This window comes from Mesorhizobium sangaii (assembly GCF_014207355.1).
GTDB classification, from domain to species: Bacteria; Pseudomonadota; Alphaproteobacteria; order Rhizobiales; family Rhizobiaceae; genus Mesorhizobium; species Mesorhizobium sangaii.
In genome coordinates this window covers 1,337,951-1,353,735 of record NZ_JACHEF010000001.1, presented here as the reverse complement: position 1 = coordinate 1,353,735, position 15,785 = coordinate 1,337,951, and the positions used below count along the sequence as shown (strand labels likewise).

Below are 15,785 nucleotides of genomic sequence, written 5' to 3'. Positions count from 1 at the left end.
TTTCCCGCCGTCAGATTTTCAGGATGTACTCGGGTTCGATTCGTCCCATGGCGATGTGCAGGATCGCCAGCATGTTGCCCCTGAGCCTGCCTCTGCGATCGATATACGGCTCGGGCCGCAGGCTCTTTGCGAGGTTGGCCGCAATATTCCTGAACATCAGGGGAAGTGCGAAAGAGGCCGGAACGGAGCCCTTCCTGATCAGGTAGATCGCATTCGCAACCTGGGAATAGCCGAACCGCTTTCCGCTGACCCGGCCTGTCTTGATACCGAGGTGGACGCCCGTGATTGCAGTGACGCAGACCACGCGACCTTTGGACCTCATTTGGCTGGTGAAATCGATGTCTTCCTGCCAGCCGTACAGGACCAGGCGCTCGTCGAAGCGCAAATCTCCCACAAAAGAGGACCGGAAGGACATGTTGCATCCGTACGCACCGACATGGTCGACCACCGGTGGTCCATCATGTTTTTTGCCCCGGGTTTCTCGCAAGGCGGCTTCGGCATCTTCCCAGGTGAGGCCGGCATTCGTGGCCCCGTCCCTGACGACCGTGCCCATCACCACCGCCCATCCGTCATTTTCCACGAAAGCTTTCTCGACCTGTTCCAGGTATTCGGTGGACGGAACGAAATCGTCGTCGAAGAATGTGATGATGTCGAAGCGCGCCAGGGAAGGTACGAGAGCCGTGTTCCGCTGGGCAGACGATCCCATCGGTCCGAAAACGAGCGACAAAGGGAAAGGACAATCTTCCGGCAGTTCAACGTGCGTGGCGTCTGGCGCCGACACGATGACCTCGTCAGGAAGTCTCGTCTGGTCACCCAAATACCGAAGCAGGCGCGCGACCTGTCCGCGGCGGCCAAGGGTCGGGATGATCACTGCTAGTCTCATGCTCGATCCAGCTTCGGTTCCCGCCGAACCTAAACCGGCGAGGGGGCCGAAACAGCCTGCATAAAAGGTGACGGAAGGAGCTTGGCATACCCCCGGACACAGGCTTTCGGAGTATTCCTGTAAACGACCCACAGCCATAAGTATTAGATAGGCATGCGTCCGGAACAACCTGTAACCGATCGTACAACTTGCCGGGGCAACAAGATGGAATGGAGACTGCTGGCCTGACGAGGCTAGGGGGAACCATGCTCCACGAACGCTCTTCCGATTTGGCGGTCGCGGCCAAGGTCGATGTGCCCATCGAGGAGTTCCCGGCCGCGCCGGGACCCGGCGTCGACAGGTATGCGAAGATAGCGGTCGTTCATGACTGGTGTCCGAACTTCCGGGGAGGGGAACGGGTTCTGGCGCAAATCTGCAAGCAGTTCCCCAATGCGGAAGTCTTCACGCTTTTCGATTTCCTGCCGGCCGAGGTGAAGGAGCAATATTTCCGCGACGTGGAATTCCATACCTCCGCGGCCAACCGGATCCCGATGGTCCAGAAATTCTATCGATCCCTCTTCTTCTTTTGTCCCTTCCTGATCGAACAGTTCGACGTGACAGGCTACGATGCGGTCATCTCGTCTTCGGCCGCATTTTCGCGCGGCGTGATCACCAGGCCGGACCAGCCGCATCTTTGCTATGTGCACAGCCCCGTCCGCTACGCCTGGGACGAGCAGTTTTCCTATCTTCAGCAAGGGCGGCTTGGCTTCGGGCCCAAGGGAATGCTCTATCGGTACATGCTCCATCGCCTGAGGACGTGGGACACGAGAACCGCGCACGGTCCGGATCTGATGCTGGCGAATTCGAATTATGTCCGCTCCCGAATCCAGCATATCTACGGGCGCGAGGCACGCGTCGTTTTCCCGCCGGTCTCACTGGGAGAACTGCCCTGTGTGGAGGACAAGGACGATTACTATGTTTCGGCGTCCTTCCTCGCCCCTTACAAGCGCACCGACCTCGTCATCCGGGCCTTCAACGAGATGCCGTCGCGGCGACTGGTCATCGTTGGCGAAGGGCAGCAATCGGCCAGCTTGCGGGCGCTTGCTGGTCCCAACGTCACCTTCTCGGGTTATCTGCCGCGGAAAGACTATGTGGACACCCTGGCACGGGCGAAGGCGATGGTCTTTGCAGGTTGCGAGGATTTCGGCATAGCGCTGGCCGAGGCCCAGGCCTGCGGGACGCCGCTGGTTGCCTTCGGCCGCGGCGGGGCCGTCGACATCGTACAGCGCCTGGGATCATCCCCCGAGCCGACAGGGGTCCTGTTCAAGGCTCAGACCGTCGATCACCTCAAGGAGGCCGTCGAACGGTTCGAAGACAACAGCTATGCCATCACGCCCCGCGCTTGCGCCAAGAATGCCGGACGTTTCTCCGAGGAGAACTTCGACCGCGCGATCCTGGAATCACTCGGGACCGTCCAGGCACTTTACGAGATCATGTGAATTCGCGAGCCCTGACGATCTTAGCGTCCGCATCGACGCCGTCCGCGGCCGCCATCGCCTCGAGATAACGCAAGGCCGTCGCCCTCCAGCTGTATGCCGAGGCCCTCGCCCTTCCCTTGCCTATCATCTGCAGTCGCAAGGCCTGGGAACCGCGAAGCTGCGCGAAACTGTCGAACCATGCATTCGGGTCGTCGGGAGGTGCAAACAGGGCTGCGCTGCCGCAGACTTCAGGCAGGCTGGCGCGGTCCGAAACCACCACGGGGCAGCCGACGGCCATCGCCTCGAGGGCCGGGAGACCGAAGCCCTCCGTGAGCGAGGGGAAAGCCAGGCATAGCGAGTCCCTGAGCAGGGCCGCCAATTCGCCATCGGAAACGCGGCCGAGCCAGTGGATGTTTCGAGCTTCGGTCCTGGCCGTCCCTGACCTGAAGACGCGCGAATCCGACATGCCGACGATCGCTATTCTGAGTCCGGCCTCGCCAAGACGATCAGCCATGTTCAGGAGGAGATCCACATTCTTGTGGGGTGCGGCACTGCCGATCAGAACAACGGTTTCCCGCGAGGCCGCCAGCCTTGTCTGTGCCGAGTGTTCAGGCTTCCATCGCAAAGCATGTTCATGGCCGTTCGGCGCGACGAAAGCCCGTTCTTCCTGGATGACGCCGCGGCGAACCAGTTCATCCAGGGAGTAGTTGGAAACGGTCGAAATTCCGCACGCCGTCTTGCCGAGGCCGGGCAACAGGTTCCTGTAAAGAAGCCTGAAGGCAAGGGAGTAGCTCTGCGGGGCATTCCAGACATTTGCATCATGGATGCAGACGATATGCTTGCTGGAAAGCAGCGGCCCGGTGTTGCAGAGGCTGAGCAGTCCGCTGCCGTCGAGGGATGAGGGGAGCTGCACCTGCTCCCAGACATGCCCGCTCGTGCGGCCGATCTCGCGACGTTCGATGAAAGCCAGGGGGATGTCCCCGGACCCGGGCGGACAGCGCAGACTGAGTTCGAGGCCGCGGGCGAGGGGCTCCTGTTCCGCGATCAAGGCGTCGAGAGAGTGGACGACCTCGCGCGCATAACGCTGGACACCTGTTGTCGGCTGGGAAAGAAAACGCCCATTGATGGTCCAACGCCGCGCCATGTCGTCCCCCTTTGAAACCTTCAATGTGGAGCCGCAAAGGCGCCAGGTCACCATGGCCATCGGGTCATCCGGCTAAGCGGCAATCATCCGGATAGGCGAGGTCGGACGGCGTGCCTACCTCAAACGTTTGAGGGCCTTGGTGCCCCCGGGGATGCTAGTCTGGCCCAAGGTGCGGCAAGGACCGGGGAAGGGGGACATGGGCAAACTCGAGTTCGACACGACGGAGTCGCCGCCACCAAGACGGGCCAGACAGGTGAATGGACACCGAGCCGACACACCCCTGGCCAGATCTGCTGCCGACGGCGCCGAATTCCTGATCGGGCATTCCGCTGCGGTGTGCGTGGACCGGGAAGCGCCGAGACGACGCTGGACGATAAACGGAGACTTCACGACGCTTCGGCCGACCGGAGTGGCCCGTTACGCCCGCGAGGTCACCTTGGCTCTCGACGCCCTCATTTCGGAAGGGCATCCCCTCGGTCGCGACCTGGAGATCGATCTCGTGGTGCCGCGCCCGCTTTCCGAACCTCTCAGCCTCAATGCCATCTCCGTGCGTGTCGTTCCAGAATTCAACAGGCCGCGCCTTCCCCAATTCTGGGTGCAGGCGCAGTTGCCCTGGCATGTGCCTGGAGGATTGCTGAGCTTCTGCAACCTCGCTCCGGTCGTGCTGAGGCGTCAGATCGCATGCATCCACGACATGCACACCAGGCTCATGCCGTCGAGCTACGCGCGGGGGTTCCGGTGGGCGCACCGCCTGATCCTGCCGGCACTTGGCAGGCGGGCCGCCCGCATCACCACGGTCTCGCAACTCTCGCGCAGCCATCTGGTCGATTTCGGGATCGCGCCACAGCAAAACATCGTCGTCACCTACAATGGCAGCGACCATGCGAAGAGATGGGATGCAGCGAGATCGTCCCTGGTCGTCGACCGGGGCAGGCCGTATGTCCTTTGCCTTGGCAGGCGGGACCAGGAATACAAGAACATGGGGCTCCTCGCCAGGCTGGCCCCACTCCTCGACGGGATGGGTCTCGACCTCTGGATGCCAGGCGATGTCGACGAGACCACGGTCCTGAGGTACGTCCCTGAAATGCCCGGAAATATCGTCCTCCCTGGCCGCATAGGGGATGACGATTTCAAGAAGGTGCTCGAAGGCGCCCTGTGCTTCCTGTTCCCGTCACGGATCGAAGGCTTCGGGCTGCCCGCTGTCGAGGCTATGGCTTCGGGCTGCCCGGTCGTGGCCTCGACCTCGCCGTGTCTTCCCGAAATCTGCGGGGATTCGGCCCTCTATGCCGATCCCGACGACGTCCAGTCGTGGGCCGAAGCCATCCGCCTGCTGATGCTTGCCCCAGACTTGCGGCAGCGGCTCGTTACCAAGGGGCACGCGAGGGCGAGTAGTTATTCCTGGCGGTGGATCGCGTGGAAATACCTCGAACTCATGGTTCAGGTCGACGCCGATTTCGGGGAGTACGGCAGTTGACCGGCAGCCAGTCCAAGGGTTGATCTCCAGGAGAGCACGATGAACGAGCGGCCCGACCCGCACGACCTACGCGCCGCGAGCAGGCGGGCATCCGCCAACATGCTTCTTTTCGACAACTCCCTGTCGATCCTGAACAGGACTGGCGCGTACCACATTGCCAAGGACCTCACCGGGGAATTTGTCCCGGGCCAGGCCAAGGTCCGCTACTGGCGGCTGGGTTCCTTCGCTCCCGAGGGTCTTGCCCGCAAGATAGTCGCCCGGCTGATGATGCTGGAAATCAACTGGCTCCGCGATAGCGAGTTTCTCCTGATCCGTGACCGGGTCGAAAAGCGTGGGTTCAGGCTGTTTCTGGATCCGCTCTACGTCCTGAGGTCACGCTTGACCGAGAATGATATCGTCCTGTGCCACGATGTCGGTCCGCTGACGCACAGGGACCTCTACGGCGAACGGACTTGCGCCAACTACCACCTCGCTTACGAGAAGATCCGGCGCATCAAGCCGGGGGTCGTCTTCGTCAGCAATTTCTCTGCGAAGCAATTCAAGTCTCTTTTTGGCTCTGGTTTCCGGTTCCTGACGACAATCCCGCTGTATCTGCGCACCGAACTGTTTGACGGCCCGGCGGAAGCAATCTCCGGCTTGAGCGGTCGGTATTTCCTTACCGTGGGCGCGTTCGAAACCCGCAAGAACCAGATCGCCGCCCTGAAGGCGTATCGAGACGGTGGATTCCATCGCGAGGGTATAGAATACGTCTTGTGTGGGTCGCGTGGCGATGGTCATGCAGAGACCGCGGAGCTCGCGGCAACCATCGCCGGAGTAAGGCTCATGGGCTACGTGCCCGATGCACAGTTGCGCTGGCTCTATGCAAACGCCGAGGCATTCGTGCTGCCAAGCCTTCTCGAGGGTTTCGGGATGCCGGCACTGGAGGCCGCTTACATGGGATTGCTGCCGATAGTGTCCGCGGACAGTGCGCTCGTGGAGGCGGTGGGAGGCCAATGCTTGCAGGTGCCGCCGAACGATCCCGCGGCGATCACGGACGCGATGCGAAAAGCACTTTTCCGAAGCCCTGCGGAGAAAGCGGAAACAAGCCGCTCGCTGCGCAACACGGCATCAGCTGCAACCAAGGATCGGTTTCTACAGCAATGGAGGGATTTGCTGATCGCAGACGCAGCTGGACGTGCAGGTTCAACGGGCTCTCGGCGCAGATCAGCCTCATAAGGTGCGCCGCGGACAAGGCTTCGAATGCTGGACGCCCGGCAACCCGCAGGCACTGACACACCCAAAAAGAGGTGTTCTTCAGCCCATAGGTTGAGGCGAAGAAACGGACCGGTGGTTCTATAGTGCCCTCACTCACTCACTTGAAAGCTACGGGTTCTTATGCAGTCCCAAAAAACGCAAACTGAAACCGTGCTTGAGCCTCAGCTCGGATCGCATCGATGGATCAATGGCTACGACCACGCGCATGCAGTGCCAAGCACCAAGCGAATGCGGATTGGCTTGATAGGGCAGTTTGGCGTCGGCAATTTCGGCAATGACGGCTCACTCGAGGCAATGATCGACACGCTCAGGCGGATTTGCCCCGAGGCCGACCTTTCCGTGATTTGCACATGGCCCGAATCCGTCGAGGAAGCCTTCGGCGTGGAGACCATCAGACTGACGCGGCCGGCGATCAAGTCGCGTTGGCTCGACTTGGCGAACCGCATGCTCGGTCGAGTGCCCTACAAGATGTGGGGACCGATCCGCGCCTTCCGCAAACTTCGTGGCTTTGATGCTGTCATACTGCCCGGAACTGGCGCGTTCGATGATTTTGGCGACACTCCGTTTGGAATGCCCTACGTTTTCCTTAAGTGGTTCCTGATGGCGCGGCTAAGGGGCTGTGTCGTCGCATTTGCGAGCATCGGGGCCGGGCCCGCCTACCACCCCCTCAGTCGCGTGTTCTTCGCCTGGACTGCCCGCTGCGCGTCATATCGTTCGTTTCGCGATAGGATTTCACGCGAATTCGTCGGGAGCCTCGGAGTTGATGTTGCGAACGACCGGGTTTTTCCCGATCTTGCTTTCGGACTACCAATCCTGACCGTCGAGCGTGAGGTCTCTGAGACCACTGTTGTTGGCGTGGGCGTGATGAACTACCGCGGTCGCACGGGTGGAGATGACTCGATCTATGAGACGTACATTACCAAGCTCGCGGAGTTTGTCGCACGCACTGTGACGAGAGGCTTCGACATTCGACTTATCCTGGGCCAGGACAATGACGAGGTTGCGGTGGTCGATCTCATCGAGCGACTTCGCGGCCGGCTTTCCGACCCTGATTTGGCCCGGGTCGTTTTCAGTCGGTCTGCATCGCTCCACGACGTCATGGCGCAAATGCAGACTACTGACGTCGTGGTCGCCACCCGATTTCACAATGTTGTTTGCGCCCTGCGGGTCGGGCTCCCTGTTATATCTCTCGGATACCTCGAAAAGCACGACGCACTTGCTGCCGACACCGGCCTATCGGCCTTTTGCACCAGCGTCGAAACCTTCGGCGTCGAATGGCTGGAGTCGCGGCTGGACGTACTCCTTGCCGAGCGGGAATTGCGAGCGCAGGAAGTTCGCGAAACGGTTTCGCGATACCGGCAACAACTCTTGGACCAGGAGGTTCTTCTTCGAACACAAGTTTTCGCCCATGCGGTGTCCCGTCCGATCTTGTCGTCAAGCTGAGAGCGGCCGGCATGGACGACGCAAGAATCCGCGAAAGCGACACCGAAGGTCGGATCGCCGTCTTAGTGAAACAGATAAGCAGATGTGCTCCCACGTCCAACAAATTCGCGAAGGTTGATCAATGCCACTAATCGACGTTGTGATTCCAAATTACTGCTACGGGCGCTACTTGCCGCAGTCCGTCCAGAGCATCGTGCGCCAGCAAGTAGAAGACATCAGGATTCTGATCGTTGACAATGCGTCAACCGACGACAGTGTCGATGTCGCAAATGAACTGGCAAGCCATGACAGGCGGATAACGGTTATCGCACGGGAAAAAAATCTCGGGTTGCACGCATCCTGCAATGAGGGAATCGATTGGGCCATCTCGAAGTATTTCGTGATACTTTGTGCCGACGATCTGCTCGTCGAGGGTTGTTTTAACCGTGCCCTGTCGGTTCTTGAGCGAGAACCCGATGTTTCCTTTGCGTGTGGAGGCGAACTGGTTTGGCATGAGGACCGGCCCTTCCCGGCAGTGGAGAATTCAGACGCACATGACTGGCGATTTCTGTCCATGGAATCGTTCGCCCTGGAGCGGTCGCTTCCCAGCAAAGTGTTGTTTGGAGGCGGCGCAGCGGTGATGAGAACCGCCGACCTCAAACGGGTTGGCCATTTCAGGCCGGAGATATCGTTCAGCGAGGACTTGGAAATGTTCTTGCGGCTCTCACTGGGCCGGAGAGCGGCGCTAACAAAGGCGATTCACGGAATACGGCGGGTGCACGGCGCGAATCTGTCCTCCATATTCTGGCAGGACTTCAAGCGGGACATGATCGAGAAGAAACTCACCTTCGATAGTTTTTTCTCGCACGAGGCAGCTTCCGTGCCCGGGCTGGAACGGTTGCGCAGGGGCGTTTACCGAAATCTCGGAAAGCGCGCATACTGGTCCGGCCTTTCACACATCGCGCGCGGTGAGCGAGCAGCTGGTCTTGATCTGCTTAAATTTGCGGCTCAGCTCTCGCCAAGCTTGGCCTACATTCCGCCGGTAGACTATCTGGCCCATTTGCCCAATCCGCTCGGCCACATCCGCACGCGCCTGGCGGAGGCCTGGAGCCGGCATTGAGAAACGATGTGACCGGCCATGTGGCTGCCATCACGATTGTTCGGCCTCGGATCGGATGCCGTGCGCGTGGAGGATAATTCATGACCGAAAAGCGCATCGGTGTCGTTTACCTGACCGACGGCAAGCGTGATGACCTGACTTATGCCAGCGCGGTGGCGTTGGGACTAAATCATGCACGCGGGATAGACATCCACATCGCCCAATCGGGGTTCAGCTCGGCTCCCCCGCCGACGGTGCTCAGGATCCTCCAGGCGAAGGGTCATCGGCTGGCGACCCACAGCCTTCCGACGGTCGACCGGGGTTTACCCGGTCATGGCCACATAACGTCGACTGCCTTTGAAAAAGCCGCAGCGATCGCCGCCGTTTCGGGCGATCACGATGTCGTCTGTTATCTCGACAATGATACGCTGGCCGTGCGGCCTCTTGATCTGGCAGCTGTCGCCCCGACGACGCGACCTCTCGCGGCCGTGCCCGACCTTTCCATCTGCACAGGCCTCGACAACCGCGCATTCTTCGAGAATTGCGACAAGCATGGCCTCGAACGGCGTTACTTCAATTCCGGCTTTATGGCTATCGATGTGTCTCGATGGATCGGGTCGGGAATTCCCGAACGGTTCTCTTCCGCTCTAAAGTCGCACGCGGACTTCTGCCCCTATTGGGACGGCTCATGCACCCATATCGACCAATGCGCCTTCAACCTCGCCGCGCAAGGTGCATGGGAGACGCTTCCCGTGGAGTTCAACGTCCAGAAGTCGGCATTCCAGACAAGCTATTGGGATCGGGCGTTGATCCGCCACTATACGGGGCCGGAGAAGTTCCTGCCGGCGGTGGCACATCGCATCGACAGCCAGGAACGGTCTGTACTGGGCCGGATATCTTGCAACTGCGGGGAACTCGGTCTGAATATCCCTCCTGCGTATCTGGGGTTAACCTACAAGGTCAACAGATTGCGCAGGAGAGCGGATCGGATCAGAATTTCGAGGCTCATTGGACAGCTTCCGGGGCCCTCCGTCTGAGCAGTCCTCGCATCGACTTGCCGCGAGTTGGTGGCGCAGGATCCCCGATAGGTTTCGGTATCAACCTAGCGAAACCCGTGCCCGCCGGAGTCCCGGGAAAATCTTGATGATCTCATCGAGCAGCGGATGCCGGGTGATGATCAATCCAGCCGACCATCCCCCGAACGCCAACAGTCCCGCCGCAATGGCTTCCATATTGGAGAGGTCGAAACCGGAACCGGAAATCCCCACGGCTGCGAGGGGAGGCACCGCGCTCGCGAAGGCAACGACAGCACTTTTGCCCAGCGCTGCGGCGATCTCCATGCGTCCAAGTCCCAGGCTGCGCCGGACGAAGCTCAGAGCAATATATGCCTGGAAAGGAACAGTCACTAGCATGCACCAGGCGGCTGCCTGCAATCCGCCGAAGACAATGGCTGCGGAGAGGAGAATGCCCGAAATTGGGAAGGCGATCAGCGCGCGGATGAACAAGTCGCGGATCGCTCCCATCGCAACCATTACGGGGTAATTGAGTTCGAAACTGAAGGAGAACAGCAACGCGATTGCGACGATTTGCACCAGCGGCGCGACCTCGGTCCACTGGTGACCCAGCACGATGTTCACGGTCGGGTACGCCAAAACCGCCAGCACGAGGAGCGCCGGCCAGTGGAGGGCGGTGATGAGGGAAAGGGCGGATAGATAGGGACGTTTCAAATCCCTGCCTTGCCTGACCTCGGCCGAGAAGGCGGGCAGCACGACCGCCATGGCGCCTCCGATAACCAGTTTGTCGGGTATCTGGCCGATCCAGAGCGTCCTGCTGAACAAGGCTGCCGCATTCGGCGATATGAAGCGGCCGAGCAGGAGTAGGGGCAGCGCATCAAAGATGCGGAAAAGAATGGCGATGGCGCCGTTGTATCCGCCGAACAGAACCATTCCTCGCCAGTTGGCGAGGGACGGTTTGAACATCCAGAAATGGGGCCATAGGGCGAAGGCGAGGCCTGCGGCAATACCGCTGCCGATCAACCACGCCCAGACGAAACTCATGTAGCTGAAGCCCGCCAATGCCAGAATGATCGTGGCCGCGGAATTCGTCACCGCTGCCACTATGTCGATGGCCGCAACCTTGCCGAAGGACATTTCCCTCCGCAGCAGAGCGGTTATCAGGGTCAAAGAGGTGTCGAGAAAGAGGCAGGCCGCGACAACCCTGAAGTAGGGGATGAGGGTCGGCTCACTGTAGAACGAGGCCAGAAGAGGGGAAACGACGACGAGAGCGACGGCGATGACCCCGGTGAGGATGAACATTACCGTAGAGGCGCCGCGGATATCTTCACGGCTGAGTTCCTCGCGCTGGATGAGGAAGCTCGCACTGGAGAACTCCCTTAGGGACAGGGCCATCGCCATGATGGCCATGGCGATCACCGACACCCCGATCTCCTTGGGCGTCAATATCCGGGAAACCAAGGCTGCTGTGGCAAAATTCGTCACGAGCAGCACGTAGCGTTCGCCCACGCTCATCAGGAGTGCGCGTTTCACCGAAAGCATGCGTGTACCTTCCCGACCGAGGCGACCCGCCGCCTGCGTCCCGAGGATAGTCGGACAAACCCAGTTGAAAGTCATGGCGTCCAATAGGCGAGGAATACAGCCGCCTAAAGCGGTAGCGCAAACCCAAGTGCTCCGTCTGCGCCTGAGCCGGCTCGCCAGCAACTGAAGTCATCGGGGCTGTCGGTTTGGCGGAATATTTGCCGAACGAGCAAGCAGGGATCATTCGTCGGACGTAGGAGGGCCACGTCGGAGGGATGCCTTGTAATAAGGCCGGTTAGACGTAGGGTCAGTGACCCCTCTTTGACCCCTCTTTCTCACAGGACCGGATGGGATGGACCAGCAGGATCGCGAACTGTATGGACTGCAGATACTTCGTGCGATCGCGGCCTCGGGCGTCGTCATTCGCCACACCCTCGACATGTCCGATGGATCGGAAGCTGGGCGGTTCAGCCCGGCTTGGATGACGACCTTCGGTGCAGCAGGCGTAGATCTTTTCTTCGTAATTAGCGGTTTCATCATGGTGTATGTGAGCTTTCCGCCTGGTCGGGCTGCGGAAACACCTGGGCGTTTCATGATCAAACGGGCAAGGAGAATATTTCCGCTGTATTGGATCTGCAGCGCTGGGATACTGGCAATATCGTTGGTTGGATTTTTGAAGCACAAAAACATAGGCGAGTTTTCAATTTTTAATTCTATATTTTTGCTACCAGGAGACAAATTAATATTTGTTGCATGGACGCTTTCATATGAGATGTATTTTTATGTCGCATTCGCGATATGTCTCATTTTTGGGAAACTTATTCAAACGTCCATCTCGACAGTTTTACTTATGATCTGCGGAATTGTTTTGGGGCGTTGGATTCAGGATTCGAGTTTTTCTGAATTTATCTCTAGCCCTATCGTGCTTGAGTTTTGCTTCGGTATTGCCATAGCGCTATTATTTATCTCAAGAAGTAAATGGGAATATCCACCGGCACTCGGCGCGCTCGGGTTTTTCTTGATAATTATTTCTCCAGTCTTCGTTAGCCATCCCGGTGATACAGCCATATTGCGAGTCATCGCATGGGGACTTCCAGCAACTTTGATAGTGGGAGCCTTCCTCAAGACCAAACGACCGCGATCGAAGGCCGGACGGGGAGTGATCCTGCTTGGGGATGCATCTTATGCCATCTACCTAACTCACATCTTTGTCATGCTGGGGTATGGTTGGCTGATAAAGGCGACATTCGTTGGGGGAGTATCACAGATTTCCTTCGCTCCTATGATCATATGCTTGTGCCTTATTGTCGGTGTTTTGACGCATCTCTTTGTGGAAAAGCCAATTCTGGAGCTGCTACGGAAGGTCACAATACTTCAGCGGAGGCCGCCGCCGCTGGAAGCTGGCAGTCTACCAAGGTAATCCAACCGGCGGCTGTCCATTGACGACGCGGGCCTAAGGAGCAGTCTCCGAAAGGGGTAGTGCAAGTACTCTGTTCACCCGTATGAGCAAATTGCTACCCCTGATCACATGCCCGACAATCCAGCTGAGTTTGAAATCGGGCAGCGGAGGCTGTTGCCATGTCCTTTCGTTTCGCAACCGCTGCGGCCTGCCTGCTGGCGACCGTTGCGCCTGCTGCCGCAGATGTCCTCTGGGGCGTCAACGGCCATCCGATAACCGCCTATCCGGGCATCCCGGTTGAGTTGCAGCTCGACTTCGTCAAGAATCTCGGCCTGAAAACATACAGGGTCAACGTAACCAGCGGAGACAATGCAGATATGCTTGCCGCCCTTGTCGACGCCGGAAAGGCGAGAGGGATCGAGATCCTGCCTTTGATCACTCCCGAGGGCATGGACCTGGACAAGGATAGCCCGGAAGAGCTCTACGGGAAGACCCGGAAACTGGCGATCGCCCTTGGCACCAGGTTCAAGAACGACATCCGCGTTTGGGAACTTGGCAACGAAATGGAGAACTACGCCATCATCAAGCCCTGCGAGAAACGTGACGACGGCTCGCAATATCCATGTGCATGGGGACCTGCAGGAGGAACAGGAGCGCTCGACTACTACGGCCCGCGCTGGGTGAAGGTGAGCGCCGTCCTCAAAGGTCTGTCCGACGGCATGACAGAGGTCGATCCAAGCATCAGGAAGGCGATTGGCACCGCCGGATGGGGCCACACCGGCGCGTTCGCGCGGATGAAGCAGGACGGGATCGCCTGGGACATCTCGGTCTGGCACATGTACGGCGACGACCCGGAATGGGCTTTCCGCGAAATCTCGGCATACGGCAAGCCGATCTGGGTCACCGAATTCAACAGTCCCAATGGAAGTCAGCGCAGCGAGCGGCAGCAGGCCGATGGCATCAAGCAGACAATGACGCGGCTTCGCGAGCTCAACGAGAAGTACAAGGTCGAGGCCGCGCAAATCTACGAACTGTTCGATGAGACCTACTGGGCCCCCGGCTTCGAAGCCAATATGGGGCTGGTGAGGCTCACCCCTGCATCCGACGGCAAATGGAGGGTCGGCGAGCCGAAGCCCGCCTACAAGACGGTGCGTGACTTCACCCGCGGCCCGCAGCCGCTGCCCAAGCCGCATCGGGAGTGCGACCCAGAGACGACGGCCGCGAACAAGTCCGTATATGTGAGGCAGGCGAGCTTCGCATACTGCCTCGTGCTTGGGCGTGAGGGCGACACCGAAAGCGTGGATCAGTGGTCGGCTGCTCTTGAAAGCGGGGACAGGACGATCGCTGGAATGGCCGTGGAACTGATGCGCTCGGACGAGTTCCAGACCAGCTATGCTACGATCGGCCTTACGGACCGCGCCTACATCGGTTTCCTTTACATGCTGTTTCTCAACCGTCCCGCTGACGATTATGGCATAGAAACCTATTCCCGGCAGCTGCGCGCGGGGACCATGACACGCGAGGACCTGGCCTTCGGCATCATGGATTCATCGGAATTCAAATCCCAACACGCTGCCGCCCGCGAAGTGTCCGCAGCGCCGACCCCCGGGTGAGCAAGAGGAGCATCAAGGCAGTGCGCCTCGCATCTGTTCTGATGGCCAGCGCCCTTTTGGCGGCCATGGCGACCGGAAGCTTGGCCTGTGAGCGCTCTGGCGGGACAAAGTTCCCGCTGCGGGTCGAATCCGGAAAGAACTACCCGGTCGACAGGGAAGGCCATCCGTTCTTCATGCACGGAGACTCGCCCTGGTCGCTGATCGGCGACCTGACGGACGAGGACGCCTACCTCTACCTTGAGGACCGCAAGGCTCGCGGGTTCAACACCGTGCTGGTCAACCTCCTCGAGCACCGATTTTCCCGCAACGCGCCTGCAGACGCGTATGGCGACAGACCATTCGCCGACAACGAAGATTTCGTTGTTCCCAACGAGGCATATTTCGCCCATGCCGATCGCATCCTGCAGAGGGCTTGCGATCTTGGTTTCCTGGTGCTGCTCGCTCCGGCATATCTCGGATATGGCGGTGGCGGTGACGGTTGGTATCAGGAAATGGCGGCTGCGGGGGCAGGGGAGCTTGCCGCCTACGGCCATTTCGTTGGACGTCGCTACCGACGCTTCGATAACATCATGTGGGTCAACGGCGGCGACTACAATCCTGCGGACAAGGATCTGGTCAGGGCTCTCGCCAAAGGCATCATGGACGAGGACCCCGATGCTCTCAGCACTTTCCACGGCCATTCCGATACGGCGCCGCTCGATTTCTGGGGTCAAGAAACCTGGCTGAAGGTGAACAACGTCTTCACGTATGGCCCGGTCTATACGGCAGCGATCAGGGAGTACGATCTCGGCAGGGGTATGCCTTTCTTCCTGATCGAGACTGCCTACGAATTCGAATACGATGCCGACGAGTACCGGATCCGCATCCAGGCTTACCAGGCGATCCTCTCGGGCGCATTCGGGCACCTCTATGGCAACAACCCGATATGGCATTTCGACGGGCCCGGCCTCCATCGGCAGACCATGGAGTGGAAGGAGGCCCTCGACAGTCCCGGCGCAAAGAGCATGGAGGTGCTCATAGCCTTCATCTCGTCGATAAAATGGTGGCTGCTCGAACCCGACAGCAAGAACAGATTGCTTGTCGATGGCATGGGCAAGGACATGGGGAGGGCGGTTGCCGCGATGACCAAGGACGGCTCCTACGCCGTCGTATACATGCCCAGCAACGAGGGCGTCACCGTCGACCTCGCGCAGCTTTCGGAGACTATCGTCCACGCCCGCTGGCGCGATCCCACCAGCGGGGAATTGACGGATGTCGAAGGTTCCCCTTTCAAGGCGGAGCGCACAGCTTTCAAGCCGCCAGAGCTCAACAGCCGCGGCTACCCGGACTGGATTCTGGAACTCACGCCTTAGGGTCCTATGGAGCAAGGCCAACGCCGTGCACAAGCTGCGCGCAGTCAGCGAAGGCCAGGTGTGCGCCAAGACAGCAAGGCGAGGCAGCGGCGTTCGCCAACTGGGGTGGATCCGGCTCATGCCGATCGCCGAAAGGATTAGGCGCGCACCACCC

At 59.5% G+C, this 15,785-nt stretch carries 12 protein-coding genes; 9 read left to right on the top strand and 3 right to left on the bottom strand.

Going from position 1 to position 15,785, the window contains the following annotated elements; all coding sequences use genetic code 11:
• Positions 1 to 10: 10 nt before the first annotated feature.
• On the bottom strand, positions 11 to 883 hold the full coding sequence (locus HNQ71_RS06580; RefSeq protein ID WP_184871719.1) for a glycosyltransferase family 2 protein: 873 nt from the start codon (positions 881 to 883) through the stop codon (positions 11 to 13).
• Between the two features lie 245 nt (positions 884 to 1,128).
• Between HNQ71_RS06580 and HNQ71_RS06575 the strand changes: the two genes are divergently transcribed.
• Positions 1,129 to 2,361 carry a glycosyltransferase gene (locus tag HNQ71_RS06575; RefSeq protein ID WP_184871718.1) on the top strand — a complete coding sequence of 411 codons (1,233 nt, stop codon included), beginning with the start codon at positions 1,129 to 1,131 and terminating at the stop codon, positions 2,359 to 2,361.
• On the opposite strand, the gene HNQ71_RS06570 is transcribed toward HNQ71_RS06575, so the two are convergent.
• A complete protein-coding gene (locus HNQ71_RS06570; protein WP_343068065.1) occupies positions 2,354 to 3,544 on the bottom strand; it encodes a glycosyltransferase family 4 protein in 1,191 nt (396 codons plus the stop codon). The genes HNQ71_RS06575 and HNQ71_RS06570 overlap by 8 nt on opposite strands.
• Positions 3,545 to 3,680: 136 nt before the next feature.
• Between HNQ71_RS06570 and HNQ71_RS06565 the strand changes: the two genes are divergently transcribed.
• From HNQ71_RS06565 to HNQ71_RS06545, 5 genes are all read left to right on the top strand, one after another.
• Positions 3,681 to 4,958, top strand: a complete 1,278-nt coding sequence (locus tag HNQ71_RS06565) for a glycosyltransferase family 4 protein (RefSeq protein ID WP_184871717.1) — start codon at positions 3,681 to 3,683, stop codon at positions 4,956 to 4,958.
• Between the two features lie 39 nt (positions 4,959 to 4,997).
• Complete coding sequence (locus HNQ71_RS06560) at positions 4,998 to 6,173, top strand: glycosyltransferase (protein WP_246461221.1); 1,176 nt, start codon at positions 4,998 to 5,000, stop codon at positions 6,171 to 6,173.
• Between the two features lie 159 nt (positions 6,174 to 6,332).
• A complete protein-coding gene (locus tag HNQ71_RS06555; protein WP_184871716.1) occupies positions 6,333 to 7,655 on the top strand; it encodes a polysaccharide pyruvyl transferase family protein in 1,323 nt (440 codons plus the stop codon).
• A 121-nt stretch (positions 7,656 to 7,776) separates the two neighbouring features.
• Positions 7,777 to 8,754, top strand: a complete 978-nt coding sequence (locus HNQ71_RS06550) for a glycosyltransferase family 2 protein (RefSeq protein ID WP_184871715.1) — start codon at positions 7,777 to 7,779, stop codon at positions 8,752 to 8,754.
• Positions 8,755 to 8,834: 80 nt separating this feature from the next.
• Positions 8,835 to 9,770, top strand: coding sequence for a glycosyltransferase family 8 protein (locus HNQ71_RS06545; protein WP_184871714.1), 936 nt, complete (start codon positions 8,835 to 8,837; stop codon positions 9,768 to 9,770).
• 60 nt (positions 9,771 to 9,830) lie between these two features.
• On the opposite strand, the gene HNQ71_RS06540 is transcribed toward HNQ71_RS06545, so the two are convergent.
• The gene (locus tag HNQ71_RS06540; RefSeq protein ID WP_184871713.1) at positions 9,831 to 11,288 is read right to left on the bottom strand and encodes an oligosaccharide flippase family protein; all 1,458 of its coding nucleotides are present in this window, start codon (positions 11,286 to 11,288) and stop codon (positions 9,831 to 9,833) included.
• Positions 11,289 to 11,619: 331 nt separating this feature from the next.
• Between HNQ71_RS06540 and HNQ71_RS06535 the strand changes: the two genes are divergently transcribed.
• The 3 genes from HNQ71_RS06535 (at position 11,620) to HNQ71_RS06525 (ending at position 15,631) form a co-directional block, all read left to right on the top strand.
• Positions 11,620 to 12,687 (top strand): acyltransferase family protein, encoded by a 1,068-nt coding sequence (locus HNQ71_RS06535; protein WP_184871712.1) that lies wholly within the window; start codon positions 11,620 to 11,622, stop codon positions 12,685 to 12,687.
• A 158-nt stretch (positions 12,688 to 12,845) separates the two neighbouring features.
• Positions 12,846 to 14,279, top strand: coding sequence for a DUF4214 domain-containing protein (locus HNQ71_RS06530; RefSeq protein ID WP_184871711.1), 1,434 nt, complete (start codon positions 12,846 to 12,848; stop codon positions 14,277 to 14,279).
• A gap of 20 nt (positions 14,280 to 14,299) precedes the next feature.
• Entirely contained in the window at positions 14,300 to 15,631 is a 1,332-nt protein-coding gene (locus HNQ71_RS06525; protein ID WP_184871710.1) for an apiosidase-like domain-containing protein, read from the top strand.
• Positions 15,632 to 15,785 lie beyond the last annotated feature (154 nt).

What these genes read in the sequence shown, in the direction of transcription:
- HNQ71_RS06580 (WP_184871719.1), bottom strand. Translation starts at nt 883, where the DNA reads ATGAGACTAGCAGTGATCATCCCGACCCTTGGCCGCCGCGGACAGGTC.
- HNQ71_RS06575 (WP_184871718.1), top strand. Translation starts at nt 1,129, where the DNA reads ATGCTCCACGAACGCTCTTCCGATTTGGCGGTCGCGGCCAAGGTCGAT.
- HNQ71_RS06570 (WP_343068065.1), bottom strand. Translation starts at nt 3,544, where the DNA reads ATGGCCATGGTGACCTGGCGCCTTTGCGGCTCCACATTGAAGGTTTCA.
- HNQ71_RS06565 (WP_184871717.1), top strand. Translation starts at nt 3,681, where the DNA reads ATGGGCAAACTCGAGTTCGACACGACGGAGTCGCCGCCACCAAGACGG.
- HNQ71_RS06560 (WP_246461221.1), top strand. Translation starts at nt 4,998, where the DNA reads ATGAACGAGCGGCCCGACCCGCACGACCTACGCGCCGCGAGCAGGCGG.
- HNQ71_RS06555 (WP_184871716.1), top strand. Translation starts at nt 6,333, where the DNA reads ATGCAGTCCCAAAAAACGCAAACTGAAACCGTGCTTGAGCCTCAGCTC.
- HNQ71_RS06550 (WP_184871715.1), top strand. Translation starts at nt 7,777, where the DNA reads ATGCCACTAATCGACGTTGTGATTCCAAATTACTGCTACGGGCGCTAC.
- HNQ71_RS06545 (WP_184871714.1), top strand. Translation starts at nt 8,835, where the DNA reads ATGACCGAAAAGCGCATCGGTGTCGTTTACCTGACCGACGGCAAGCGT.
- HNQ71_RS06540 (WP_184871713.1), bottom strand. Translation starts at nt 11,288, where the DNA reads ATGCTTTCGGTGAAACGCGCACTCCTGATGAGCGTGGGCGAACGCTAC.
- HNQ71_RS06535 (WP_184871712.1), top strand. Translation starts at nt 11,620, where the DNA reads ATGGACCAGCAGGATCGCGAACTGTATGGACTGCAGATACTTCGTGCG.
- HNQ71_RS06530 (WP_184871711.1), top strand. Translation starts at nt 12,846, where the DNA reads ATGTCCTTTCGTTTCGCAACCGCTGCGGCCTGCCTGCTGGCGACCGTT.